Raw genomic sequence first — 25471 nt, 5'->3', positions numbered from 1 at the left:
CCACACACCATGCCCGCCTTCCGCTTTGAAGCCCTGGACCCTGCCGGCAAGACCGTCAATGGCCTGGTCGAGGCCGACAACCCCAAGGCCGCGCGCGCGCAATTGCGCCTGCAGCAATTGGTGCCACTCAAGGTCGAGACCGTGGTCCAGGGGACGGCGGGCGAGGGTGAAGGCCTCAACAAGCAGCTCTTCGTTCGCCGCGTGTTCAACTCATCGGCCCTGGCCATCTGGACGCGTCAGCTGTCGGGCCTGGTGGTGGCTGGCCTGCCGCTGGAGCGCGCCTTGACGGCCCTGGCAGACGAGGCCGAGGACCCGCGCCAGCGCGAGCTGGTGTCGCACCTGCGTGCCGAGGTCAATGCTGGCTCGCCGTTTGCGCGTGCGCTGGCGGGCTCGCCCCGCGAGTTCGACGATGTGTACCGTGGCGTGGTGGCGGCCGGTGAACAAAGCGGCCAGCTGGGCGGCGTGCTCGACAAGCTGGCCAATGACCTGGAAGAGCAGCAGGCGCTGAAATCCAAGCTGATTGGCGCGACCCTGTACCCGGCCATCGTGTCGGTGTTCGCCATCGTGATCGTGATCGCCTTGCTGGTGTTCGTGGTGCCGCAGGTGGCGCAGGTGTTCTCCAGCGGCAAGCGGGCCTTGCCGGCGCTCACGCAGTTCATGCTGGGCCTGAGCGCTTTCATGCGCAACTGGGGCTGGCTGTTGGCCATCGTGCTGATCGTGGGTTTCTCGGCGCTGATGTTCGCCCGGCGCAATGAAGATTTCCGCCAGAAGTTCGATGCCTTCTGGCTGGAGCTGCCGCTCATCGGCAAACTCTCGCGCGGCTACAACGCGGCGCGCTTTGCCGGCACGCTGGCCATGCTGGCGGGCTCGGGCGTGCCCATCCTGAAGGCGCTGCAGGCGGCCGCTGAAACGCTGTCCAACCGTGCGATGCGGGCGGACGCCATGGAGGCCCTCGTGCAGGTCCGCGAAGGCGCGCCGCTGGCCTCGGCCCTGGCGGCCAAGAAACGCTTCCCTGGCTTATTGTCGATGTTTGCCCGCCTGGGCGAGCAGACAGGCCAGCTGCCCGTCATGCTGCAGCGCGCGGCCAATCAGCTCTCGGGCGAGGTGCAACGCAAGGCCCTGGCCATTGCGACCGTGCTGGAGCCTTTGCTGATCGTGGTCATGGGCCTGGTCGTGATGCTCATCGTGATGTCGGTGATGATGCCGATCATGCAGATGAACACCTGGGTCAAGTGAGCTGCTGCTGAAGCGCCTTGAGCAGCGCTTCAGCGGGGAAGGGCTTGTGCAGCACCGGTGCCCCGCAGGCCTGCAAGGCTTTCATGGGCGCTTCGCCCGTGTCCCCCGTGACCACCACGACCCCCAACCCGGCGTGACGCGCCCGAGCCATCTCGATGGCCTGCAGGCCACTGCCATCGGGCAGGCGGTGATCGGTCAACAGCAGGTCGACCAGCATCACGCGTTGCAGCAACTCATCCAGGTCTTCCAGCGAGCCAACCTGGCTGACGTGGGCGCCCCATGAGCGCAGTTGCTCGCTCAGGGCCGGGCGCAGCACTTCGTCGTCGTCCAACAGGATGATGTGTTTGTCGCGCAGCGGCTTGTCGACCTCAGCCGCAGCCAGGTGAATGGCTTCGAGCGGCAAGATCGATGGCTGCCTGGCGGGCGCCGGTGCCTTGTTGGATGCCGTGGCGGATCTGGCCGAGCCCGCCACCGGCTTGGTGCCCAGCAAGGCCGCCCTGGCCGCTGGCACCTCGATCGAGAAGCACGAGCCCTTGCCCACGCGCGATTGCAGCAGGATGCGGCTGCCCAGCAGTTTGGTGGCACGTTGCACGATGGCCAGCCCCAGGCCCAGCCCCTTGGCCTGGTTGCGCTCAGGGTTGGCCAGCTGTACGAAGTCTTCGAAGATGCGTTGCTGGTCTTGCGGTGCGATGCCCTGGCCGCTGTCCCACACCTGGATCAGCAGGTGCTCGCCACGCTGGCGCACACCCACCAGCACGCCACCCTTTTGCGTGTAGCGCAGGGCGTTGCCGATCAGGTTGCGCACGATCTGCTCCAGCAGGATGGGGTCGCTGTAGGCCGTGGCGCTGGTGGGGTGCACGCGCAGGCGCAGGCTTTTGCTGTTGGCCATCTCCTGCTCGTGCGTGCCGATGCGTTCCAGCATGGCGTGCAGGTCCACCACCTGCCAATGCGGCTTGATGGCGCCCGCCTCCAGGCGAGACAGGTCCAGCAGGCCGTTGAGCAGGTTCTCCATGGCACGCACGGCGTCGATCAGGCGCAGCGTCATGGCATGCAGGGCCGAATCACGCAGGCGGTCGCGCAACAGGCCGGACAACAGGCCGATGGCAGCCACGGGCTGGCGCAGGTCATGGCTGGCCGCCGCCAGGAAGTGGCCCTTGGCGGCATTGGCGGCCACCAGGGCCTGGGTGCGCTCCTGCACCTTGGCTTCGAGTTCGATGTTGAGCTGCTCGGCCGTCTTGCCCGCTTCCACAAAGCGGTTCATCAGCACCAGGCCGTAGCTGGCCAGGGTGATAGGGGTGGCCATGGGCAACCAGTAGGTGTGCATGACCGACACCATGCCGATCAGGCGCAGGTAGTCGTGCACCCCGGCCACCAGGGACACGGCAATGCCCAGCACCATGCCGATGGCCGCCGGTTTGCTGAAGCGTTTGTGCAGGCGCAGCAACAAGGCCAGCGTGGGCAGCATCAGCAGAAGCAGCAGCGGGTAGGTCACGGCGCGGGCCGCTTCCAGCATGCCCTGTTGCGCCGCCAGCCCGGCCAGCAGCGGGAAGCCGATCTGCACGGCCCACAGCGCCTTGGTGAACCAGGGCCAGCGCTTGCCCGCAATCGCCATCGCAAAGGCGCCCAGCAGCACGGTGGCCGTGACCTGGGCGGTCAGGTAGAGCCAGCCGGTCATGGCTTGTGACAGCGTGGGCCCGTCGACGATGTAGTAGCTGCAGTTGCGCACCGACACGACCACGCACAGCAGGCCCAGCATGCCCATGTCCAGCTCGGTGGGGCGCTGGCGCCAGATGCTGATCAGGAAGCAGGCAAAGGCCGTGGCCACGATGTTGATGGTCAGCGGCAGGGTCTGCGTCAGGAAGGCCTGCATGGTGTGGCCGGGCATCAGCTCGTCGGTGGCGCCGATCATCGGGGCCGACATACCGCCCATGCTGGCGTGCTGCACTTCCACCTGCAGCTGGTTGAGGCCCGGCTGCAGCAGGCTGGTGGGGAACTGCAGCAGGTAGGCCATGGGGCGGCCCAGCGGGTCGGCGTCCAGCAACTGGGCATGGATCAACTGGCCATTGACCCATACGCGGTGCTGGAAGCTCAGGCGGTCCACGCGCACGGCCCAGGTCTGCTGCTGCAGCGTGGCGGGTGCCTGCCTGAGCAGGAAGGTGGACTCGTAACGCGCGATGCCTTTGGAGGGCAGGCCCCGGGCGGCCCAGGTGTCGGGCAGGCTGACATCCTGCCAGTTGGTGCCCGCCTGGCTGGCCGAGGGCAGCATGCGGAAGCGGTGCGCCGTGAACTCGACCGCGGCGTTGCTGGCCGACGGGATCAACCAGGGGCTCACCAGCCACACCACAAAGGTGATGGCCGAGGCCACGGCGATCCAGCCGAGCAGGGCAAACAGTAAACGTTGAGCGGGGCTTCGAGCCGGACTTGGAATGGTCGGGTCAAGCACGACGGACGCGGTGCGCATGTCAGGGCGGGCCACTTGGGCTATCTGGGCGATGGGCTTATTGTCGCTGTTCAGCGTGCATGTGCGCCTTTGCTCACGGATGCCCTGTGCTTCTCCGGGGCGGGCCTCTTGGCGAGGTCTGGATTCGATGATATGAATGGCTGCATCCCCCTTGTTCAAGGGCTCTGGCTTCATGGCCTTTGCTGCAATGATGGGGAGAGCATGTTGACGCCTGGAGGGCTGATATGAGCAGCTGTACCGAACTTGTGCCTGTGCAACAAGAGACCTACAAGGGGCGCATCCCCATCGCCCACATGCGGCATGTCTACAAGCTCCACGAGGTCGAAAAGCGCCTGGGCAAGCTGCCGCCGCGCGAGCATGAAGCCCTGCGGGCCACGTATGAGCGCATGCTGGAGATGGGCCCCGAGCGCTTCCAGGTCAAGCCATCGGGCCTGCCCGCCATGGAGCACCTCTACGACGAGCTGCCCAACTTCCATGAAGTGCTGGACGACCTCAAGCGCCAGCTGGCCCTGTGCAGCGACAGCCGCGATGCGCTGGAGATCACGCCCATGCTGCTGCTGGGCCCGCCCGGTGTCGGCAAGACCCACTTTGCGCGCGAGGTGGCGCAACTGCTGGGCACGGGCATGGGCTTCGTGTCCATGAGCTCGATGACCGCAGGCTGGGTGCTGTCGGGCGCCTCCAGCCAGTGGAAGGGCGCGCGCCCGGGCAAGGTGTTCGAGACCCTGGTGGATGGCCAGTACGCCAACCCCGTGATGGTGGTGGACGAGATCGACAAGAGCGGTGGCGAGCACGCGTATGACCCGCTGGGTTCGCTCTACAGCCTGCTGGAGCACGACACGGCCGGGCAGTTCACCGACGAGTTCGCCGAGGTGTCGATCGACGCCAGCCAGGTGATCTGGGTGGCCACGGCCAACGACCTGCGTGGCATTCCCGACCCCATCCTCAACCGCATGAACGTGTTCGACATCGACATGCCCGACGAGGAGGCCGCGCGCAAGATCGCATCCAAGCTGTACCGCAGCATCAGGGCCGATCACGATTGGGGACAGCGTTTCGAGCCTGATCTGAGCGAGGCCGTGCTCGCCGAGTTGAGCCATTGCGCCCCGCGCGAAATGCGGCGCGCCTTGATGATGGCGTTCGGCAATGCCAAGCTGGACGGGCGTTACGCGTTGGAAGTGCGGGACCTGCCCGAGCAAGGCGGCAAGCGCCAGGCCATGGGCTTTGTGCAGTAAGCCCTGCCGGCCTGAAGCGGGCTTGCCGACCACTACACTAGGCCTCTTGTGCACCTTGCCATGAGGCCTTTGTCATGCCCGCCAGCCTGTCTGGACGTCTGGTCGTCGCGATCTCTTCGCGCGCCTTGTTCGACTTTGAAGAAGAAAACCGCCTGTTCGAAGGCGAGGACGACCGCGCCTACATGAAGTTGCAGCTCGACAAGGTCGACGAGCCGGCCAAGCCGGGCGTGGCCTTCTCGCTGGTGCGCAAGCTGCTGGCTTTCAACACGCCGGACGAGGCCCGCGTGGAGGTGGTGATCCTGTCACGCAACGACCCGGTCTCGGGCATGCGGGTGTTCCGCTCTGCCAAGCACTATGGCCTGCCCATCGAGCGCGGTGTGTTCACACGCGGGCAAAGCCCCTGGCGCTATTTGCGGCCCTTGCAGGCGCACCTGTTCCTGTCGGCCAATGAGAATGATGTGCGCTCGGCGCTGGCCGCGGGTGTGCCGGCCGCGCGCGTGTTGCCGCATGCGGCGCGGGCTGGCGAGGCGCATCCGAATGAAGTGCGCATCGCCTTTGACGGGGACGCGGTGTTGTTCTCGGATGAGGCCGAGCGGGTGTTCCAGAAGGGTGGTCTGGATGCGTTCCAGGCGCACGAGGTGGCCATGGCCGAACAGCCTTTGCAAGGCGGCCCCTTCAAGCCCTTGTTGATGGCCTTGCATGAATTGCAGCAGGGCGAATCGGCCATGCGCATCCGCACCGCGCTGGTCACGGCACGTGGGGCTCCCGCCCACGAGCGCGCCATCCGCACGCTGATGGACTGGGGCATCGAGGTGCACGAAGCCTTGTTCCTGGGCGGCTTGCCCAAGGGCGAGTTCCTGCGTGAGTTCGAGCCCGATTTCTTCTTCGATGACCAGACCGGTCATGTCGAAAACGCCGCGCCCCATGTGCCATCCGGGCATGTGGCCGCCGGCATCGTCAATGTGGGAGACCCATCATGAGCGAGGAACTGTCGGACTTCTTTGCCCTGCCGCCGTTCAAGGCCGATGAGGCCCTGGTCAAGCTGCGCCGTGATCTGCGTGAGCTCAAGCCTCTGGCTGAAAAAGGCACGGGCGAGTTGGTGCGCTTCGAGTGGAAGGGCTTGCCGGTGATCGAGCTGAGCCTGCAAGCCGGCGACAAGCCTGCCCTGGCCGTGTCGCTGGCCAAGAAGCCCAGCCAGCGCCCCGATTGGCTCAAGCAGACGCTGTCATCCAGCGCCGATGTGCGCAAGTGGCTGGACGAGCTCAAGCGCAGTCTCAAACGCTGGGACGACGAAGACTGACCTGATCAGTCTTCCAGCAAGGCTTTGAGGTTGAGCAGGTCTGCGCGAACCAGTTCGGCGTCCTGCTCGAACTGGGCTTCGCTCATGCCGGCACGCTGGTGCAGCACGAAGGACACGGTGCTGCCCGACTCATGCGCCAGCACACGCATGGTGTTCATGATTTCCTCGCCATTGGGCAGGCGCACCACGTGGTCCAGGATGCCATCGGCATTGGGCGGCGTGAACCACAGCCGCACAGGGCCTTGATCCGTGTGCACGACCCACTCGTCGCCCTCCGGTTCGATGCCGCGTGCAAAGCCAGGTGCCCAGTGCGGCAGGTTGCGCGGGTCGGCCGCATAGGCCATGACCGCATCGGGTTCCACAGCAAGGGTGACGGTGATGTTGAGCGTGCGCATGTCAGGCAGTCTGGCTGGCGAGCAGCTCCGCGTCAATGGCCGCGGCACGCACCGACGCCGGGCGGCTGGTGACGCGCTCGATGTAGGCCTGGATCACCGGCGTGGTGGGCACCAGGCCGAACTGGGTGGTCCAGCGCAAGGCCGTGCCCCACAGCACATCGGCGGCCGAGAAACGGTCACCCAGCAGGTAGGGGCCCTTGGCCAGCTGGTCCGTCAGCGTCTTGAGCATGGTGTCGAAATCACCGTAGGGGCAGGTGGAGGGCGGCGCCGGTTCGCGCTTCATGGCGCGGTCCACCACGGCCGGTTCGAACGACGAACCATAAAACACCAGCCAGCGCAGGTAAGCGCCGCGTTGCAGGTCACCCATCTGTGGCGCCAGGCCCTTGTCGGCGTACAAGTCACCCAGGTAGATGTAGATGGCGCCTTGTTCGGTGATGAGCGTGCCCTGGTGCGACAAGGCCGGCACCTTGCCCATCGGGTTGATGGCCAGGTAGGCCGGTTGGCGTTGTTCGCCGGCTTTCAGGTTGAGCACGTGCAACTCGTAGTCGGCGCCCAGTTCTTCCAGCAGCGCGAGGGCGCCGGCTGATCGGGTCTGGGGGGCGTGGTGCAGGATCACGTGGCGTTCGCTGGGCATGGGCTTCTCCTGTGGCTGGTTTGGGCGGCTCAAACGCCGCGGTGCATCCGGGCCTTGAACAATTCGGCGATGCTGACTTCACGCGCGCCGGGGATCACGTCGTAAGACTCGCCGGCCGCGATGGTGCCGGGCTGGCGCACGGTCAGGTAAAAGCCGCAGTAGCCGGACTGCGCCATCATCTTCACCGCCTGCTTGAAGCCCATGATGGCCTGGAACTTGTAGCAAGGCCGGCGCGGCTCGCTGATGGCCAGGGCGCAATCGGGGAACTGCAGCACGTCGCCCACATGCGCGTCGCTTTCCAGCAGGCCGGTGAGCGTCAGGTTCTCGCCCAGCATGCCGTGAGGCAGTGCCTCGCCCCAGGCCTGGGCTTGTGCCTGCGCACGCACCGTCTGCCAGAAAGTGTAGTGCTCATGCGGGTAGGCGTACACCGCCTTGCTCAAGCCCCCATGCACACTGGTGTCGGCCTGATCGTCGCCCTCAAGGCCCAGCGGGCGGACCACCACGCGTTGCGGGTCGGCCAGGGTGCTCACGGCCCGCTTGCCGATGGCCGTCATGATCTGGCGGCCTTCAATGGTGATGGGGCTGGGCGTGGCGACGTTGATCGACAGCAGTTGGCGTGGCAGGAGGCTGGGCATGGCGGGCCGGTTGTGATGGAGGGGGGCGGGTTGCCAGTATGCCGCCGCCCCGAAGGCCGCGTCAGTGCCAGGCCGACACCGTGGTGGCCATGGCCTTGAAGCCCAGCACCACGGGTTGCCCGGGCGCCCAGCCCATCTGCTGGATGGACTTGCGTGTGAGCAGCGCCCAGATCGGCGCGCCAGCCTTGAGCTGCGAGCTGTCGGCGGCGTCCAGGGCGCGGTCCAGCTCCATGCCCACGGCGCCATAGGTGCCATGTTCGCCCGCCAGCATGATCTGCGTGATGCGCCCGCGCAGGTGGTTGCTGCAACTGGTGTCCGTGGGCACGGCTCGGTGCAGCGTGATGTCGCGGGCGCGCACCTTCAGGCGCACCTTGCTGCCCACGGAGTGCAGGGTGGCGGGCACCGTCACGCGCTGGCCGGACACATCCACCTCGCTGAGCAACCAGTCGATGTCGTGGCGCTTGACTTGGCCCTCCAGCACGCTGCCTGCATGCACGCCTTCGAGGAAGGTGGACAAGGACACATCAGACAGGATCTGGGCCGCCGGCCCCGCGCTGGCCATGCGGCCTTCATGCAGGATGACCACCTCGTCGGCGAGGCGGATGACCTCGTTCATGCGCGGGCTCACCAGCACCATGGGCATCTTGAAGCGCTCAGGCACCTCGGCCAGCAATTCCAGCAAGGCTTCCTGCTCGTGCGCGGGCACTTCGCCCAGCGGGTCATCCAGCAGCAAGGCGTTCGGGCCGGAGATCAAGGCGCGGCCCAGCGCCACCTTGACGCGCTGGCTCACGGTCAAGCCCTCTGGCCGGCGCTGGAGCAGGGACGAGAGATCCAGCCAGCTCACCACCTGGTCGAACGCGGGCGCCTGGCGGGTGAGGCCCAGGCCCTTGATGCCGTACTGCAGGTTGGCCTTGACGTTGAGGTGGGGGAACAGGTGCGTGTGCCCGTCCAGCCAGGTGATGCGGCGCTCGTTGGGCGGCTTGTTGACGCGCGAGGCCGAGTCGTAGACGGCATCGGTGCCCAGCGCGATGCGCCCACCCTTGGCGGGCATCAGCCCGGCCGTGGCCTTGAGCAGGGCACTCTTGCCCGAGCCAGTACGCCCCACCAGGGCGCAGACCTTGCCGGGCAGCACGCGGAACTGGGCGCGGATGTCCAGCCCAGGTTGTTGCAGCCGCAGCTCGACGCTCAGTGTGCGCGGCAGTGTTTGTTCGTTCATGTGGTCGATACGCTCAGGCCAACGGGGCGCAGGCGTGCCTGCCAGCGGCGGCGCCAGCGCTGGCGCCCCCATTCGCTGATGGCGATGGCCGCGATGGCGATCAGCAGCGACACCAAGGCCAGATGCCAGGCCGCGTCTTCACCGTCCTGTTGATTGAGCAGGGCTTGCACCAGGGCTACCGGCGCGGTGGTGTCACCAACGTGGTGTGGGCGCAAGGCGGCCGCCAGCACCAGCGTGGCGCCCGACTCGCCCCAGGCGGCCGTCAGCCCCAGGGCCATGGCCGAGGCCACGGCCGGCCACACCAGTGGCAGCGTGATCGTCCACCAGCCTTGCCAGCGCGAGGCGCCCAGGGTGCGGGCCACCGGCAGCAGCATGGGGTCGGTGGCCTCGAACGCGGGCCGCAGGATGCGCACCATCAGCGGCACGGTCATCACGCTGGCCGCGATGATGGCGCCTGCGGGGTAGAAGCTCAGGCTGTAGCCCGTCAGGTTGTGCAGCCAGCCGCCATTGCCCCCGACACCACCCAGGCCGACGAGCAAGCCGAAGCCGATGACGGCCGGCGGCAGGCCCATGGGCAGCAGGATCAGGGTGTCGAGCACCACCTTGCCACGCCAGGCCGTGCGCGCCATCACCATGGCCAGCACCACGGCCAGTGGGGTCGAGATCAGCAAGGTGATCACGGCGACCTGCAGGCTCAAGGACAGCGCTTCGAGTTCAAATGAAGACACGGCTCACTCCTTCATGGCCTGCCAGGCCGGGCGGGTGGACTTGATGGCGTTCTGGGCCAGGGGCCATTGCAGCCAGGTGGTCAGCAGCTTGGCCCCGGCGTGGCGCGCCCTGAACGAGCTGGCGATCTGGGCCTGCAGCGACATGGCGGGCGCATCGGCCAGCCAGACCTTGAGGCGCTCGCCCTTGGGCGGTGCCTTGAGCCACTGGGCGCGGGTCATGAGGCGGTAGGCCGGTGCGTTCTGTGCTGCCTTGTTGGCGTTGCCAGGCAAGCCTTTGCCAGCCTGCCCCTTCGTGAGTTGATCGGCCAGTGCGGCCAGTGCCGAACCCGCAGGCGGCGGTTGCCAGCGCGCCGCGCCCGCGTTGTGGGCCGCCAGCACCTGGGCCAGGGCCCGCGCCGGGTCGCTTTCGCTGTGGATGCCGGCCAGGTCGTCAACGGGGCCCAGCAGCAGCACATCGGTGCGCGCCAGCGTGACGCGGTTGTAGATCAGGCCCTGCTTGTCCAGCTCGTCGGCTTTGGGGTGCGACAGGAACAGTCCTGCGTCCACCTGGCCTTGTTCGAGTTGCTGCAGCACCTCGCTGGTGTCCATCGCCGACCAGCGTGCCGACCAGCCCAGATCCTGCTTCATGGCCGATTGCCAGCGCCCCGTCAGGCCGGTGGAGATGAACAGCGGGTCCACCCCGACCAGCGGGCTGTCTGCCCGGGCAACCACGCGCTCACGCGCCAAAGCGGCAGGCGCCACGCACAAGCCCAGCGCACCGCTGAGGCTCAGTTGCAGAAAAGGGCGGCGGGCCAGCTCGGGCATGGTGTGTATTTGTGAAAAAAGTCGCAAAAGAGCCTTGGTGACAAGTGTGCCCGCAGCGGCCCGGCACACACCAAAAGGTGCGGCGCAAGATGTATCAGGATACAAAAACACGGGCAGTTCGTGACTCAAGTCTCACCCTGATATGCCGGGCTGTCGCAGCCCCCCCGGCCGAGGGGGGAACTCAAAGCGCGGCGAGTGGACTAAACTACGCGGTTCCACTGTCACGGATTGTCGGCCTCACGAGGGCCAGGGATCACACCGATAGCGGGGTGTCGATAGCTTCATAAGTTGTTGATTCATAAGCTGAATCACGCTTTTTATGGGGCTGCCGAGACCCTGTTTTTTACTTTCTGGAGCTTTTCACATGACGACGACTGCTGCACAGGTGAACGCACCTGCCTACGTCAAGAACACCAAGCTGATTGCCTGGGTGGCCGAAATGGCTGCCCTGCTGCAGCCCAAGGACATCTACTGGTGCGACGGCACCACGGAAGAATACGACCGCCTGTGCGCCCAGCTCGTGGCTGCCGGTTCGTTCAAGAAGCTCAACCCCGAGCTGCGCCCCAACAGCTACCTGGCCTGGACCCACCCGTCCGACGTGGCCCGCGTGGAAGACCGCACCTTCATCTGCTCGGACCGCAAGGAAGACGCCGGCCCCACCAACAACTGGTGTGCCCCCGACGAGATGCGCGCCAAGCTGCAGACCGGCGAAAACGCGCTGTTCAAGGGCGCCATGAAGGGCCGTACCCTGTACGTCATCCCCTTCTCGATGGGCCCCCTGGGTTCGAACATCGCCCACATCGGCGTGGAACTGTCTGACAGCGCCTACGTGGCCGTCAACATGAAGCTCATGACCCGCATGGGCAAGGGCGTGATCGACGTGCTGGGCGCCGATGGCGAGTTCGTGCCTTGCGTGCACACGGTTGGCTCCCCCCTGGCCGAAGGTCAGAAGGACGTGGCCTGGCCTTGCAACCCCGACACCAAGTACATCGTTCACTACCCCACGACCCGCGAAATCTGGTCCTACGGTTCGGGCTATGGCGGCAACGCGCTGCTGGGCAAGAAGTGCTTCGCCCTGCGTATCGCCTCCAACATGGGCCGCGAGCAAGGCTGGCTGGCCGAGCACATGCTGCTGCTGGGCGTGACCAACCCCGAAGGCAAGAAGTACCACGTGGCGGCCGCCTTCCCCTCGGCTTGCGGCAAGACCAACTTCTCCATGCTGATCCCGCCAGAAGGCTACAAGGGCTGGAAGGTCACCACCATCGGTGACGACATCGCCTGGATCAAGCCTGCTGCCGACGGCAAGCTGTACGCCATCAACCCCGAAGCCGGTTACTTCGGCGTGGCCCCTGGCACCAACACGCTGACCAACTTCAACTGCATGAAGTCGCTGGACCGCGACGTGATCTTCACGAACGTGGCCCTGACCGATGACGGCGACGTGTGGTGGGAGTCGATGACCGACGTGCCGCCCGCTCACCTGATCGACTGGCAAGGCAAGGACTGGACGCCCCAGATTGCCAAGGAAACCGGCGTCAAGGCCGCTCACCCGAACGCCCGTTTCACCGTGTCCGCCACCAACAACCCCGCGCTGGACCCCGAATGGGACAACCCCGCCGGTGTGGCCATCGACGCCTTCATCTTCGGTGGCCGCCGCTCGACCACCGTGCCGCTGGTGACCGAAGCCCGTGACTGGACCGAAGGCGTCTACATGGCTGCCACCATGGGCTCCGAAACCACCGCTGCCGCCTTCGGTGCGCAGGGCGTGGTGCGCCGTGACCCGTTCGCCATGCTGCCCTTCATGGGCTACAACATGAGCGACTACTTCCAGCACTGGCTGAACCTGGGCGCCAAGTTGCAGGCCGCTGGTCACGCGCTGCCCAAGATCTACTGCGTGAACTGGTTCCGCAAGGGTTCTGACGGCAAGTTCGTGTGGCCTGGCTACAGCGAAAACATGCGCGTTCTGGAGTGGATGGTCGGCCGCCTGGAAGGCAAGGCCAACGGCGTGGAAAACGCTTTCGGCCTGAGCCCCAACTACGAAGACATCAACTGGAACGGCCTGAACTTCACCAAGGACCAGTTCCAGTCCGTCATCGGCATCGACAAGGCTGCCTGGGCGCAAGAACTCAAGCTGCACGACGAGCTGTTCACGCAACTGGCTTACAACCTGCCTGCCGCCATGCCCGCCACCAAGGCGAAGCTGGAGCAGCGTCTGGCTGCCTGAGGCCTTCCTGGCTTCGGATGAGGAAAGGCCCTTCGGGGCCTTTTTCTTTGCCGGTGCGCCGTGCCTGGGCGGAACCCGTGGCCCGTTTGTCCGCCATGTGACAGGGCTTCACATGACATGAAATTGCAAGCGCCTCTGGAGGACTGTGTCTGAATGAGTCATTCAGCCCAGTGGGCTGTACGTTCTGTCACGATGTTCCACCGGATTGGGGGGTACGGTGTGCCCTGTTCGTGACATAAAACCGAAACCTGAATGAGTCAGAGTGACGGTGTGTTCACGGGCTTGAGCGTTTTCCCCATCAGTCAGATGGTTCTTCTGGCGGGCTCTAGGAGGTTTTTCCATGAAATTGAACGTGGTACTTGCAGCGGCTTCGGTGCTGCTGGCCGGCGCGGCATCGGCGGGGGTGGTGGCCTATCCCGACGATTCACTGGGCACCCTGTCGCCCACCCCCTCGCTGTATGGCGACTTGCTGGCCACCGGCAAGGCCGCCGGGGGCGTCTTCAGCGACGACTTTTTCTTTGATCTGTCAGGCAAGAGCGATGTGATCGGCTCGGTGGGCATGTTCTTCGGCACGGTGTCGTTCAGCTCCGTGCTGATCGATGGCAACGCCCTGGCGCTGACCTCCACCCCGACCGGCTATGGCTTCAACTTCAGCGGCCTGGCTGCCGGGGCGCACACGCTGACGGTTGAGGGCGCTTACCCCAAGGGCGGCCATGCCTATGTGGGCAGCCTGTACGCCACGCCGGCGGTGCCCGAACCTGAATCCATGGCGCTGGCCCTGGCTGGCCTGGGTGTGATGGGCCTGGTGGCGCGTCGTCGCCAGCGCAACTGAGTGCCGGCCGCCGGCTGACCCGGGGCGTTGCCGCCCCATGAGAAACGGGCTCCACTGGAGCCCGTTTTGTTTGGCCCGACGAGTCCGTCGAGCCCGTGGTCATGCGGGGCCCGCCGAGGGCCCGCGCGCCCAGGTCAGAACAGACCGGACTTGCCGATGATCTGCGCGATCAGGTCGGACAGGTTGGTGGCCGGTGCCTTCACACGGCTTTGCTCCAGCGAGCGGATCACCGGCGTCCTGCCCGAGAAGTCCAGCAGGTTGTCGACGAAGGTGCCGACGTTGGCCAGGTTGGCTTCCTTGATGCCCGTGTCGCCAAAGGTCACGATGGTCAGGCAGTGCGACAGGTTGATCTGCCGGTAGTTGGGGATGTAGTAACCCATGTTGGCGGCAGGCGGGATGTGCGACAGCGTGTTGTTGATGTCCAGGCGCCAGCGCTTGTTGAGCGCAGCCTGGCGATCGGCGTCCGTCGCGGCGCCCGAGATGTCGGGGTAGAAGGCCGTGTACGAGAAGGCCGAGAAGTCCATGTCCTCCTGGAACATCGCGTAGCCGATGCGGTCGTTCGGGAAGATCTTGTTGAGGCCTGCGGTGACGGAGCCCAGGTTGTTGGTGTCGCCAGCAGCCGGGTACTTGGTGATCAACTCGGTGGCCAGGCCATTGGGCTCATCCAGGCCCCAGACCTCACGGATCTTGTTGTGCAGGGGCTGCGAAGGGTATTGCGCGGGGTCGCCATCGCGGGGCGTCCAGAACAGCGGGCCGGAGTCCGCCAGCAGCGCGGCCTTGTTGGCCTTGACCTTGGTGCGCATGTAGGGGAAGTTGACCGTCGAGCCCACGCCGCCGGCCGAGAAGCCGGTGAGCAGCAGCACATCGGGCTTGGGCAGGTTGGCGGCCATCCAGTCGCTGACGGCCTTGGCGTTGACGGCGCCACGGTGGTACCAGGCGATGGAGCCGGTGCTGTCGGAGTAGGTCGTGACCTTGTTGCCGGCGTGCACGTCACCCGTGCAGTAGGTCAGGTAGACGATGTTCCAGCTCTGGGTCTGCACCGCAGTCAGCGGGTCGATGCGGGCGGTGAAGGGCGTCACCAGGCCGTAGTGCGCCTGGCGGTTCCAGTCACTCATGTAGTTGGTGGGGATGCCGTCAGGGTTCACCGCGGCCAGTTGCGTGCCGGCCTTGTTTTCGCAGGTGCCCTTTTCCCAGCAGGCGCCGCCGCCTTCGAACATCACCACCGTCTTGCTGGTGAAGGGCGTGCGGTTGACGAAGAAGCGGTACGGGGTGCCGTTGCCGCAGGAGGCGCCGCTGGAGGCGGGCAGCTCGACCATTTCCCATTTCAGGTAGGCGGCCTGGGCGGCGATGCTGCACAGCAGGCTGATACCGACGGCCTTGGACGCGGCCTTGATCAATGCATTGAGTGACATGTTGACTCCATCAACGGGTTGTATGAACCATGTGATGAAGTCTGGAACACAGTGTTTTTTTCCAGGGGCGGGTTAGCCACCGCTCGTCCCCCGACACCCCTAACCCGAGGGGGATGGAAGTGTCAGGGCGGTGACGCTTGGCGTGCAATGCCCGTCGGGTAATCCCGAGTCGTCGGGCGGCTGACAAAGTGCCCTGGCAGGCTTTGTCGGCATGGCATTCAGGCGAACTCGGTGGGCACGCGGCGTTGCAGCACACCGATGGGCGGCGCCCAGCGCGCGCCCTTGGGCTTCTTGGCCGTGACCAGGGTGACATCCGCCGGCTCGAACACCTCGACGTTGTGCGTGATCGGCGTGGTCAGCACGTACTGCGCACGCGTGGAGCGCAGGAAGTGGCCGACCAGCTGGATGTTGCGCACGTCCAGGTGGGCGAAGGGTTCGTCGATGAACACGAAGCCGCCCGGGGTTTCGTCGTCCTTCATCAGGCCCACCAGCAGGATGAGCGACTTGATCACCTGCTGGCCACCCGAGGCTTCGCCGTCGTTCAGGCCGATGCTGCCCTTGCCGTCGAAGTTGAAGTGCACCTTGAGTTCGGCCTGGCGCAGGCCGGAGTCGTCGCCATCGAGGTGGGGCAGTTCGGCGTTGACTTCCACGCCGGCCAGCTGGCCCAGTTCGATGATGTTCTTGCGGTAGCGGCGCACCGTCACCTTGAGCACGTCGGTGTAGCGCTCGCGGGCGTTGTCCACGGCAATCGCCGCCGCGGCATTGCTGGCCTTGCGCTGGTTGAGCTCGTCTTCCTGACGCAGCACGTTGGCGTTCATCAGCGTGAGCTGCTCGATCACGGTGGGGTCGGTTTCCCACTTGCCTTCATTGAGTTCCCGCTCCACCGCTTCGGCACGCAATCGGGCCTGGGTGGCGTTGCCGTAGTGGCCCAGCATCTCCTTGATGCGCTCGGGGCGGCGCCAGCTGCGCGGCAGTTGCAGCTTCACCTCGCGTGACATCACGGCCTGCGCGATGACATCATCAAAGCGGATCTGCCATTCGCGCTCGTGCTGGGCGCTGCGCTGTTCGATGTGCGCCAGGCGTTCCTGGGCCTGCTTGTAGGCGTGCTGGGCATTGGTCTGCTCGACCACGGCGCGCTTGAGCTGGGCCTCGGTCTGTTGCCAGCGCTCGCCGGCTTCGGCGCGGGCCTGCTTGAGCACGGGCAGCTGGCGGCGGGCTTCGGCGAATTCGGCTTCGCGCTCGGCCAGCTCGGCGGCGGCGGTGAAGCCTTGTGCGGCCTTGCGGGCGTCCTGCAGCTGGCGGTCGAAGAAGGCCTGGTCACGCACGATGCGCGTCATCTCTTCGTCGAGCTGGGCCAAGCGCTTGTCGATGCTGTCGCGGCGTGTGGCAATGGCCGAGGCGCCGAACTGGTACTGGCTGGGGTCCACCCAGACGCTGCGGCCGCCGCGCGGGTCGCGGTGGTAGGCGTCAGGCGTGATCCACTCGCCGCCGACCTTCACGCCCTCTTCGGTGTGGGCCACACGGCGGATGTTGCCCAGCTGGCGCAGCAGCCAATGGGGCGCGGGCGCGGAGAAGTTCAGCACGGCCAGCAGGCTGTTCTTGTCGGGTTGCGCGGGCGCGTGTTCGGCATCGGCCACCACGTAGTGGCGGTAGCGCTCTTTCTCGGCCAGGGCGAGGGCCTGGGCTTCTTGCCCTGCGCGCTCCAGCACCACCACCCAGCGGCTGCCGCGCAGCACACCTTCGGCGGCGGCGCGCCACTTCTCATCGGTGATCTCGATGATGTCGGCGATCAGGTGGTGGCCAATGCCGGCTTCGTCCAGCACACGGCGAAAGCGCGTGACCTCCGGTGGGGGCGGGGCCAGGCGCTGGCCCTTGAGGCCGTCCATGGCCTTCTGGGCGTCGTCGCGCTGGTCCTTCAAACGCTGCCATTGCGTGGACAGCTTCTGCTTGTGTTCACCCAGCTCGGCAATGCGCTGCGTGAGCTGCTGCGCGTCGCCTTCGACGCTGGCCAGGCCTTGCAGCTCGTCGGCGCGCTTGACCAGCAGCTCGACGGGGCGTTCGGCATCACGGGCTTCTTCCTGCACGCGGCGGGCGCTGCGCACCTGGGCTTCCAGCTCTTCCACGCGGGTGGCGGCGTCGGTCTGGTCCTGCAGGCGCTGCAGCAGGTCGGCCTTGACCTGGCCATGCTGGCGACGGTCGTCAGACGATTGCAGGCGCTGTTTGTGCAGCTCTCGCAGCTTGCCCGCCAGGCTCTTGCGTGTCTCCACATTGCTGAGCACGGGCACGACTTCGGTGGCCAGGGTTTCGCGCTCCTGGCACTTGAGCTCCCACTGGCGGTAGTTGTTGACGCGCGATTCGAGCTCAGCGCGCTGGGCCTTGCCGTGAGACAGCTCGCGGTCCGCGGCTTCGACTTCCTGCGTGAGCTGCTTCTGGTGGTTGCGCGCTTCGTCGTAGCGGTCGAGCACGTCCTGGTCACCGAAGACGTCGAACACCAGCTTGAGCAGCTCCTTGGGCGAGTACTCGCACAGGCGGTCGGTCTGGCCTTGCTCCAGCGCCAGCACCTTGGCGATCGCACGGCTCAGGCCGGCGCCTTCGAGGCGCTTGCGCCAGTTGTCGATGCCCAGCCAGTCCTTGTCACCGCGTTCGATCATCTGCTCGATGGAGACATCGCCTTCGACCATGATGTAGCGGCGCGTCCAGTCCCCGCCATTGCGGTCGATGCGGCAGGCCAGGGTCACGGTGTCCGCGTACAGCAGGCAACGTGCAAACGGCCGGTTGGAGGACTGGCGGTTGCGGGGGCGGTTGTCCACTGTGGCGCGCAGCCAGGCGCTGTCGGCGTTGGCGTGGCGGGCGTAGGTCTTGTAGTTGCGGCCGCCCGAGCAGTCCAGGCCCAGCAGGGTGCGCATGGCGTCCAGCAGGGTGGTCTTGCCCGAGCCGTTGGGGCCGGCCACGGTGATGATGGCGCCGTCGAGCGGCAGGGTCAGGCGCTGGCAGTAGTCCCAGTGCAGCAGTTCAAGGCTTTGCAGGTGAAACATCGGGGATCAGGCCTGGTCGGGGGCGGCAGAGGGGGCCACAGTGGGGTCGGCCTCGGACGCTGCTGGGGCGGCATCGGTGCTGACAACGGGGGCGTCGGGTTCAGAGGCCATGGCAGGCGGCGCGGCATCTTCAGCCTCGCCAAGGTCCTCATCGGGGATCTCTTCGAGCTCCTCTTGCACCGGATTCGTGAGGGCCAGCGGCAAGTTGCCGATCAGCTCCTTGGCCTGCATCAGCACATCACCCAAGGCGCCTTGCAGGATGCGCGAGGCCAGCGCGTCGTAGTCCAGCAGCAAATCCAGCAGCGGGCCTTCGACGATGTCCTCGCCCTTGCGCCCGATGAAGCCGTGGTTCTCCAGGCGGCGCAGGTTGGTGTCCAGGCGGGTCTTCTTGCCCAGCTGCACGCCGAAGTCGGCCAGCAGCGCGCGGTAGGACACCAGCGGGCTGACGCTGGCGGCGGTCGGCACGGGGCGATCCTTGCCGAACATGTCGTTCTGTTCGTCGCCATGCTGGTTGGCGGCGCGGGCAGCCTGGCGCTCGCGCTTGGGCAGGATGATCAGCGCCCACAGCACCACCAGCAGCGAGACGGCGTCGCGCGGCAGGTCGATGTTGTTGTGGCTGTTGAGACCTGATTCGCCAAACACGGTGGATTCGGCCTGGCGCAGCAGGGCCACGCTGACGTGGTCGGCATACAGGTTGTCGATCAGGCGCAGGCCGACCTGGGCCAGGCGGTCCTGCGTGGCTTGCCACAGTTCGGCGTCGATGAGGGCGCGTTTGACCTTGGGGTGCTGGCGGGGCAGCCAGCGGCGCGCCAATAGTTCGGCGGCCAACAAGGCCGCGTCGTCGAGGTGTGCGCTCATGCTTGTGCTTGGTTGGATTTCTTCGGGGCGCCGGCGCCTTTGCGGCGGGTGGGCGCGTCCTGGCTCGGGGCGGCCGTCAGGACGATGGGCTCGCGATCGTCGGGCGGCAGGGGGATGACCTGGCCTTGTTCGTCAAAGCGGGCCGGGAGGACATCGCCATCGCTGATCAGGGCCACGGACTCGTCATCCGGGGTGATGTGCTTGGACTTGAAGCGCCACTGCCAGGGCGCACGCGCCAGATCCCCCGTGAGGCCCTTGAGGGTCTGGGCCTGCGCATCGCCCACCAGGGGCATGAGTTGCAGGCGGTAGGCCGCCTGGGCGAAACGACCGCCCAGGATGGCGTCGGCCAGGGGGCGCGTACCGGGCGGGGGCGCGTTCGGGTCTTGATCCGGTGAGGCGGCGCGGGCCGCGGCCTCTTCGGTGGCCAGCTCGGACCAGCGGTCCAGCAGGCTGATGAGGTTGCCCAGCTCGGGTGGCAGGCTGAGCGTGTCGAGCGTGCCGGAGGCGGCCTCGGCGGGCGGCGGCAGGCCGGCGCTGCCTTGCGCGCCCGGCCGGTCGCGCTCGAATTCGCCTTCGGCCACGTCGACCAGGTCGTGCTGGCTGACCATCACCGGCCGCACCGGCACGGACAGGGCCTCGCCCATCAGCTCGTGCAGGGCCGGGTGGCGTTGCAGCCAGGCGCGCACGTCCGAGGTCGTCAGGCCGGTGGAGCCCAGCGTCACGCGCTGGCGGTCGGCCTGTTGCAGGGCGCGTGTGAACTGGCTGGCCATGGACAGCAGGCGAGCCTGTTCCTGCCCGATGGCGCGGGCTTCGCGCTCCAGGCGCGGGTCTTCGTGCTCGGCGCGGATCAGCGCGGTCAGGGCCTGGCCGGCGCGGTCTACCAGTTCCAGGGCGCGATCAAAGCGCGGCTGGGCCAGGCGCAGGCGCGATTCCGAGCCGCTGGCAATCGCGTCCGAGAACTCGTCATGCAGGCGCGCCAGCTGGGCGTGCAGGTGCTTGAGCTGGTTTGTGCTGACCAGGCCGAGCTGCTGGGCACCGGCCACCTGCGACAACAAGGCCGCCATGTCGTCGTATTCGGCGGCGGGCGGGGTGGTCAGCGGGGCCAGCAGGCCATGCACCTGTTGCGCCAGGGGCGAGAGGTGGTAATCCTGCGGGGTGGCGTCCCAGACCAGCAAATTCAGGTCGCGCAGGCGCTTGAGCACGTTGTCCAGCGCCTCGGGCAGCACGGCGTGGAACAGGCGGTTGACGTCGTCACGCGACAGGCGGGCCTGAGGCTGGCTGGCCAGTTCCATGAAGCACCACAGGCGCAGTTGCACCAGGGCCTGGGGGCCGCTGAACAGGCCGCGCAGGGCTTCCAGCAGGTCCTGGCGCTGGCTCAGGGCCCAGGCCAGGGGCTGCTGGGGGGCAAATTCCGGATCCCGGAAGTAGGCCTCGAAGCTGGTGCTCTCGTTTTGTTCTGGAAGGGGCGCCTCGATCATGGGGGGTGATTGTGCCGGAAGGCTTGGCCCCGATTTCTTGTCGCAATAAGTTAGACGATTGGGACAAGCTCGGGTATCGTGAGCAATACACAACCGAAAGATGCCTCGTGGCCAAACCCAATTACCAGTACGAAAAACGTCAGCGCGAGCTGGAAAAGAAGAAAAAGAAGGAAGAAAAGGCTCAGCGCAAGACGCAAGGCGCCCCCGTTGCCTCGGATCAGCCTGTGGCTGACAACCCCGAGCCGCCGCCTGCCGCATGACGAAATGGGGCGCTCGTGCCAGAATCGCGCCCTTTTGCCATTTTCAGGATGAAGGGGAGAGCTCGTGGATTTGAAGGTGCCCATCAAGATTGCCGACGAACTGTCTGACGAGGTCATCACCTCGACGGGTTTGCTGGACCTGGCCAGCGGTGAAATCAGCCGCGTCACCTACGACGACTACGACGTCAGCGTCGAAGGCCTGCCGGTGGACAGCGAGGACTACGAGTTCACCAGCGGCATCTTGTCGAACAACGGCAAGGACGTCGAATTCGGCATCCAGGTCAACAAGACCACCGGTCAGTATTCAGTGACGCCCAACGAGTTGCTGGAAATCAAGACGCGCGCGGCAGCCCTGTTTGCCGGCTTGTCGGGCAAGGACCTGCTGGCCAGCGTTGAAGCCAAGAACGGCCGTTCAGGCAAGGCCCACTGAGGGCGTGTTGCGCCGGGGGCCCGTGTCGGCCTGATTGGGCCCCATGACGCGGTTGCGCCCCGCGCGCTTGGCCTCGTACAAGGCCTTGTCGGCGGTGGCAAACAGCGAGACGCGGTCCATGCCCTCTTGTGGCGTGACACTGGCCACCCCGATGCTGACCGTGACATGCCTTGAGGGCGAGTAGTCATGCGGTATGCCGGCCTGGCTGACCGCGTGCCGGATGCGCTCGGCCAGGTTGCGTGCCTGCTCCAGCGTGCCGCCGGGCAGCAGCACACCAAACTCTTCGCCACCCAGCCGGGCCGCCAGCCCCTTGTGCGCTTGCGCCGTCTGGCTGATGAGCCCGGCCACCTGCTTGAGGCAGTCGTCGCCGGCCAGGTGGCCCTGCTTGTCGTTGTACAGCTTGAAGTGGTCGACGTCGATGATCAGCATGCCCAGGTGGCGCTGGTCCTGCAGGCATTCGCCCCAGATGCGATCGAGGTCGTCCTCGAACTGGCGGCGGTTGCAGATGCCGGTGAGCGGGTCCACCACCGAGAGCGTCTTGAGGCGCTGGCTGGCGGCGAGCAGGGCATCACGCTGCAGGCCGTCAATGCGCGCCAGCAACCATTCCTTGCGTGAGCCGTGTTCCAGCGTGTAGGCCAGGATCAGGGTGTAAGCCGTGTTGTTGATGACCATGAACAGGCTGTCGCGGTACACCACGGCCTGGGCCGGGCCCACCGGCTGCAGCAGCGTCGCCACCGCCACGGAGGTGATCACCGCGGGGAAGCAGGTGAACCACAGGGGCTGGCGCGCGCCCACCGCCGAGAACATGGGGATCAGCATCAGGCTCACCGAGTAGCACAGGGCCGAGGTCAGGTGGCTGTGCGACACGATCCAGGTCGACACCAGCGCCAGGACGGCTGTCCCCAGGCTGTAGATGCCTTCGCGCCAGAGCGGGCGGGGGACGAAGTAGTTGAGCACCGCCAGGAGCAGCAGCAGGCCGCTGAGCCAAGCCTGCACGTCCAGCACGGACTCCTGGATGTCGGGGAACATCGCGCGGTTGCTGAGTGCAAACACGTTGTAGGTGATCAGGCCCACCAGGGTGTTGATGGCCAGCAGCTTGCGGCGCGGCTCGGCGTTGTGCGCCACGTACGCGTCTTCCAGCGGCGCGGGGAAGCGCAGCCAGCGGAACTGGCTCTCCAGCGTGTGCTGGCAGCGCGCTTCGTCTTGCTCGGCCTCGCTGCTTGGGGCGTCGTCGGTGGGCAGAAGGTGCGCGGGCAGGGCCTGGCCGGGCGCAAGGGCGGGGGCAGGCGTATCGCGGGCATCACCGGGCTGGGCCGCATCCTGCACCTCGTGCATGCGGTTGCGCCCCAGGGCCTTGGCCTGGTAGAGCGCGCGGTCGGCGCGTGCCTGCAGGGCCTGGGCGTTGTCATGGCCCTCGGTTTGCCAGTGGGCCAGACCGACGCTGACGGTGACATGGTCGGCCACGTCGGAGGCGCCATGCGGCATGCGCACGGCCGCGATGGCGGTGCACACCGACTGGGCGGCCAGGCGCGCCATCTCGGGGGCGTGGCCAGGCAGGATCAGGGCGAACTCTTCGCCACCCAGGCGGGCTGCCGAGCCGCCGTGGACATGGGCCTGCATGGCCAGGATGCGGGCGATGTCGATCAGGCAGGCATCACCGGCGGCGTGGCCGTAGGTGTCGTTGTAGCGCTTGAAGTGGTCCACGTCGACCGCCAGCAGGCTCAGTGGCATCTGGCTGCGGGTGGCCTGCTCGATGGTTTGCTGCAAGGCGGCGTCGAACTGGCGGCGGTTGTTCAGGCCGGTGAGCGGGTCCTGGATGGACAGCAGGTGCAGCTGGGCGGAGGTCTGGAGCAGGGCCTGCCGCTGCTGGTCCTCGACCTTGCGCAGCAGCCAGTTGCGGCGCTCGCGGTGCTCGAAGGCGTAGTTGGCCAGCAGCGCGAAGGCATAGCTCAAGGCCATCAGGTGCGTCAGGCTCGACACCATCTGGGCCTGGTAGGGCGTCGAGCCTTTCACGAACAGGGCGTAGGCGCCAAACGAGATCAGCGCCGAGCCCAGCGACCAGTGAAAGCGCAGCCGCGCCGCGATGCAGCTGTACATCACGGGGATGGAGGCCATGGCCGAATGCGTGATCGCCGTGTCGGGTTTGCTGGCCGTGGCCATCCAGGTCACCAGCAGGCTCATGGCGGTGGCCAGCAAGGCAGTGGTGAACTCGGCGTGCCAGTTGCGCCGCAGGTGCGCGGGGCTGAACCAGGTGCTCAGCGTGCCGGCCAGGGCCAGCGCCGTCCAGATCCAGACCAGCTGCCACACGAAGGCCGCAATCTCGGGGGTGGCCTCGTCGATGCTGCTGGTGCCGATGAGCACCCCCAGGCAACCCAGCAGGGCGCACGACACCAGCAGGCGGCGGCGGGGCTCCAGGGTGTCCGCGGCAAATTCGGCCTCCAGGGCCTTGGGAAAGCGCAGGCTCAGGCGAGCTTGCGCGAGCACGGCTTCGGCCGAGTCGGGCGCGGCGGCACGCGCGGACTCCAGCGCGTCACGACGCGGGGTGTCGTCACGATGAAGTCGGGTCGTCAGGTTCACGGCCGGTTATCGGCTGTTGACAAGCCAAAGCTGAGTGAGGCTGGGGCCGCGGGGTAGGCCATGGGCGGGCGGTTCCTGTGATCTGGCCTGAATCGACAGGCGCAATAAGCAGTACACCAGACTACTAGACGCCCTCTTTGGGGTCAACGCACCCCTGAATCAGGGTGTGTTTTTCTGGCCAAGACCTGAATTAATGCGCTTGTGGCCGTGTACTCCCCAGGGTGTAGGGTGGCCTGCTGTGAGATAGTGATCTGGCGTACCGGGCGCTTGTCGGCCCGGTGCACCTGCCGCGAAAGGGGGCCCCCATGCAATTGCTCGACGAGATGCTGTCCCTGAACCTGCTGACACCTGATCAGCACCACGAGATCGGCGCGTGGGTCAGCCATTCCAAGACGCCGGACAAGATCATGCAGATGCCAGCCCACCTGTGGCGGGCGCTGGAGATGGCCAGCCTCCTGATGGACTTCGACGTGGACCCGGCCTTGCGGCACTAGGGTCCACCAGCGGCATGAGCGTCAGTAAGGGCTGCTGGGGTTGAGTGCCCCGGAGATGGCGTCCACGTAGTAGGGCGCCACGCCGCTCCAGTCGCTGAGGTTGAACACGGTGTCCGAGTCCGCCAGCTTGCGCACTTCCACCGTGCTCATGCTCAAGGGCTTGCCGGGCGCGCACACCGTGGGTGCCTGCAGCGGCCGCAGGAAGTACACCGCGCTTTCGCTGACGGTGGACACATTGGTCACGCGCCGCGCTGTGTAAGGCTGGTAGGCGCCATTGCCTTGCACCAGCAAGGCCGCTTCCACATCGACACCAATGCCGCGGGCGGCGCTGGTGCTCAGGATGCCGCCGGTGCAGCCTTTCGTGCCCACAGGCGCCACCAGGCGCGCCATGAAGGTGATCAGGCGACCCATACGGTCACGGCTGTCCAGGTGGGTGTCCAGCACGGTGTTGGCCAGCGCGGGCGGGGTGATGAAGCCGCCGCTCAGGCTTAAGGGCGAGGGGTCCAGCGTCACGTACTTGTTGTATGGGTCAGCCAGCGCCTGCGCCGAAGTGACGGTGCCACGCAGGGCGCTGAAGTCAAACTGCCCCAGCACGGCCATGCCGGCACTGGTGCCCCCCACGGGCGCGTGGCGGGCGAGCACGGCTTGCAAGGTGCGATCCAGTTCCGTGCCCTTCCAGAACGCGATGTAGTTGGCCTGGTCGCCACCTGCGATGAAGACCGCGTCGGCACGGGCCACCACGGCGTTGACGAAGGGGTCATTGGCGGCGCCCACGCTGGGCACATTGAGTGTTTCAACCGAGCTCAGGCCGAGTGCGGCCCCACCCGTCCAGCCATCCACAGCCGGGGTGGTGGTGGACAGCTGCGCATTGCTGTAGAGGATGTAGGGGCCATAGGTGTCCCGGGCCGAGGCTTGCAGCACCACGAAGCGGCCACCGGAGCCCGGCTGGATGCCGGCGCGCGTGATCATCCAGCGGAAGGCCGCGTCCACATCGGGGCCGCCGCCCATCAGCACCAGCGAGGGTGTCGTTGGCGGCGTGCTGATCTGCACGGGGGCATCCGGGTTGCCGGTGACGTAGTAGTCATACGGCTTCTTGCCGGCGATGGCCAGGGTACAGGCCGTGGCCAGCAGCAGGCCGAAGGCCCGGCGCGACCAGGCGCGAGTGGCGACAAGGCAGTCAGTCATGGTGCGGGGCTCCTGGGCTTGTTTCATGTGGCGCAAACAATGGTT

At 66.5% G+C, this 25471-nt stretch carries 22 protein-coding genes; 9 read left to right on the top strand and 13 right to left on the bottom strand.

Annotated elements, in window-relative coordinates:
* Nucleotides 1-9 precede the first annotated feature (9 nt).
* Nucleotides 10-1236: a type II secretion system inner membrane protein GspF gene (gene gspF, locus JY96_RS08865; protein WP_035036725.1), complete on the top strand. Its 1227-nt coding sequence runs from the start codon at nt 10-12 to the stop codon at nt 1234-1236.
* Here gspF and JY96_RS22135 read toward each other — a convergent pair.
* Nucleotides 1229-3697 carry a hybrid sensor histidine kinase/response regulator gene (locus JY96_RS22135; protein WP_161784273.1) on the bottom strand — a complete coding sequence of 823 codons (2469 nt, stop codon included), beginning with the start codon at nt 3695-3697 and terminating at the stop codon, nt 1229-1231. The genes gspF and JY96_RS22135 overlap by 8 nt on opposite strands.
* 224 nt (nt 3698-3921) lie before the next feature.
* Here JY96_RS22135 and JY96_RS08855 point away from each other — a divergent pair, with 224 nt between their 5' ends.
* The 3 genes from JY96_RS08855 (at nt 3922) to JY96_RS08845 (ending at nt 6229) form a co-directional block, all read left to right on the top strand.
* Nucleotides 3922-4929 carry an AAA family ATPase gene (locus JY96_RS08855; protein WP_052162300.1) on the top strand — a complete coding sequence of 336 codons (1008 nt, stop codon included), beginning with the start codon at nt 3922-3924 and terminating at the stop codon, nt 4927-4929.
* A gap of 74 nt (nt 4930-5003) precedes the next feature.
* The gene (locus tag JY96_RS08850; protein ID WP_035036722.1) at nt 5004-5909 is read left to right on the top strand and encodes a 5'-nucleotidase; all 906 of its coding nucleotides are present in this window, start codon (nt 5004-5006) and stop codon (nt 5907-5909) included.
* Nucleotides 5906-6229 (top strand): hypothetical protein, encoded by a 324-nt coding sequence (locus JY96_RS08845; RefSeq protein WP_035036719.1) that lies wholly within the window; start codon nt 5906-5908, stop codon nt 6227-6229. The genes JY96_RS08850 and JY96_RS08845 overlap by 4 nt, the downstream gene beginning before the upstream one ends.
* A gap of 5 nt (nt 6230-6234) precedes the next feature.
* Here the strand turns inward: JY96_RS08845 and JY96_RS08840 are convergent, their stop codons facing one another.
* The 6 genes from JY96_RS08840 to JY96_RS08815 all read right to left on the bottom strand — a co-directional run bounded on the left by JY96_RS08840 (nt 6235) and on the right by JY96_RS08815 (nt 10641).
* Nucleotides 6235-6624 carry an SRPBCC family protein gene (locus JY96_RS08840; RefSeq protein WP_035036716.1) on the bottom strand — a complete coding sequence of 130 codons (390 nt, stop codon included), beginning with the start codon at nt 6622-6624 and terminating at the stop codon, nt 6235-6237.
* A gap of 1 nt (nt 6625) precedes the next feature.
* Entirely contained in the window at nt 6626-7258 is a 633-nt protein-coding gene (locus JY96_RS08835; protein ID WP_035036714.1) for a glutathione S-transferase family protein, read from the bottom strand.
* A gap of 29 nt (nt 7259-7287) precedes the next feature.
* Nucleotides 7288-7893, bottom strand: a complete 606-nt coding sequence (locus JY96_RS08830; RefSeq protein WP_035036711.1) for an MOSC domain-containing protein — start codon at nt 7891-7893, stop codon at nt 7288-7290.
* 61 nt (nt 7894-7954) lie between these two features.
* Nucleotides 7955-9109, bottom strand: coding sequence for a molybdenum ABC transporter ATP-binding protein (locus JY96_RS08825; protein WP_161784272.1), 1155 nt, complete (start codon nt 9107-9109; stop codon nt 7955-7957).
* Complete coding sequence (locus JY96_RS08820; RefSeq protein WP_152606415.1) at nt 9106-9837, bottom strand: molybdenum ABC transporter permease; 732 nt, start codon at nt 9835-9837, stop codon at nt 9106-9108. Before JY96_RS08820 ends, JY96_RS08825 begins: the two co-directional genes overlap by 4 nt.
* A gap of 3 nt (nt 9838-9840) precedes the next feature.
* Entirely contained in the window at nt 9841-10641 is an 801-nt protein-coding gene (locus JY96_RS08815; RefSeq protein WP_035036707.1) for a hypothetical protein, read from the bottom strand.
* A gap of 364 nt (nt 10642-11005) precedes the next feature.
* On the opposite strand from JY96_RS08815, the gene JY96_RS08810 reads away from it, so the two are divergent.
* Together JY96_RS08810 and JY96_RS08805 are read left to right on the top strand one after the other, a co-directional pair.
* Nucleotides 11006-12865: a phosphoenolpyruvate carboxykinase (GTP) gene (locus JY96_RS08810; protein WP_035036705.1), complete on the top strand. Its 1860-nt coding sequence runs from the start codon at nt 11006-11008 to the stop codon at nt 12863-12865.
* Nucleotides 12866-13205: 340 nt separating this feature from the next.
* Nucleotides 13206-13697: an FxDxF family PEP-CTERM protein gene (locus tag JY96_RS08805; RefSeq protein ID WP_081961145.1), complete on the top strand. Its 492-nt coding sequence runs from the start codon at nt 13206-13208 to the stop codon at nt 13695-13697.
* Nucleotides 13698-13831: 134 nt separating this feature from the next.
* On the opposite strand, the gene JY96_RS08800 is transcribed toward JY96_RS08805, so the two are convergent.
* The 4 genes from JY96_RS08800 to JY96_RS08785 all read right to left on the bottom strand — a co-directional run bounded on the left by JY96_RS08800 (nt 13832) and on the right by JY96_RS08785 (nt 20480).
* Nucleotides 13832-15109, bottom strand: coding sequence for a pectin acetylesterase-family hydrolase (locus JY96_RS08800; protein WP_052162298.1), 1278 nt, complete (start codon nt 15107-15109; stop codon nt 13832-13834).
* A 218-nt stretch (nt 15110-15327) separates the two neighbouring features.
* Nucleotides 15328-18144, bottom strand: a complete 2817-nt coding sequence (locus JY96_RS08795) for an ATP-binding protein (RefSeq protein ID WP_035036700.1) — start codon at nt 18142-18144, stop codon at nt 15328-15330.
* Between the two features lie 6 nt (nt 18145-18150).
* Entirely contained in the window at nt 18151-19002 is an 852-nt protein-coding gene (locus JY96_RS08790; protein WP_369796133.1) for a hypothetical protein, read from the bottom strand.
* The gene (locus tag JY96_RS08785; RefSeq protein WP_235333884.1) at nt 18999-20480 is read right to left on the bottom strand and encodes a hypothetical protein; all 1482 of its coding nucleotides are present in this window, start codon (nt 20478-20480) and stop codon (nt 18999-19001) included. The genes JY96_RS08790 and JY96_RS08785 overlap by 4 nt, the downstream gene beginning before the upstream one ends.
* A 107-nt stretch (nt 20481-20587) precedes the next feature.
* Here JY96_RS08785 and JY96_RS23725 point away from each other — a divergent pair, with 107 nt between their 5' ends.
* The gene (locus JY96_RS23725) at nt 20588-20740 is read left to right on the top strand and encodes a hypothetical protein (protein ID WP_200883465.1); all 153 of its coding nucleotides are present in this window, start codon (nt 20588-20590) and stop codon (nt 20738-20740) included.
* Between the two features lie 64 nt (nt 20741-20804).
* A complete protein-coding gene (locus JY96_RS08780; protein WP_035036697.1) occupies nt 20805-21170 on the top strand; it encodes a hypothetical protein in 366 nt (121 codons plus the stop codon).
* Here JY96_RS08780 and JY96_RS22130 read toward each other — a convergent pair.
* On the bottom strand, nt 21153-23747 hold the full coding sequence (locus tag JY96_RS22130) for a diguanylate cyclase domain-containing protein (protein WP_052162297.1): 2595 nt from the start codon (nt 23745-23747) through the stop codon (nt 21153-21155). The two genes, JY96_RS08780 and JY96_RS22130, sit on opposite strands and share 18 nt — an antisense overlap.
* A gap of 305 nt (nt 23748-24052) precedes the next feature.
* Between JY96_RS22130 and JY96_RS08765 the strand changes: the two genes are divergently transcribed.
* Nucleotides 24053-24241: a hypothetical protein gene (locus tag JY96_RS08765; protein ID WP_035036695.1), complete on the top strand. Its 189-nt coding sequence runs from the start codon at nt 24053-24055 to the stop codon at nt 24239-24241.
* Between the two features lie 21 nt (nt 24242-24262).
* On the opposite strand, the gene JY96_RS08760 is transcribed toward JY96_RS08765, so the two are convergent.
* Entirely contained in the window at nt 24263-25426 is a 1164-nt protein-coding gene (locus JY96_RS08760; RefSeq protein WP_161784271.1) for a cyanophycinase, read from the bottom strand.
* Nucleotides 25427-25471: the final 45 nt, after the last annotated feature.

Source organism: Aquabacterium sp. NJ1 (assembly GCF_000768065.1).
GTDB lineage: Bacteria > Pseudomonadota > Gammaproteobacteria > Burkholderiales > Burkholderiaceae_C > Aquabacterium.
The sequence above is the reverse complement of the archived record's forward strand: the minus strand, read 5'-3'. Positions and strand labels throughout refer to the sequence as shown.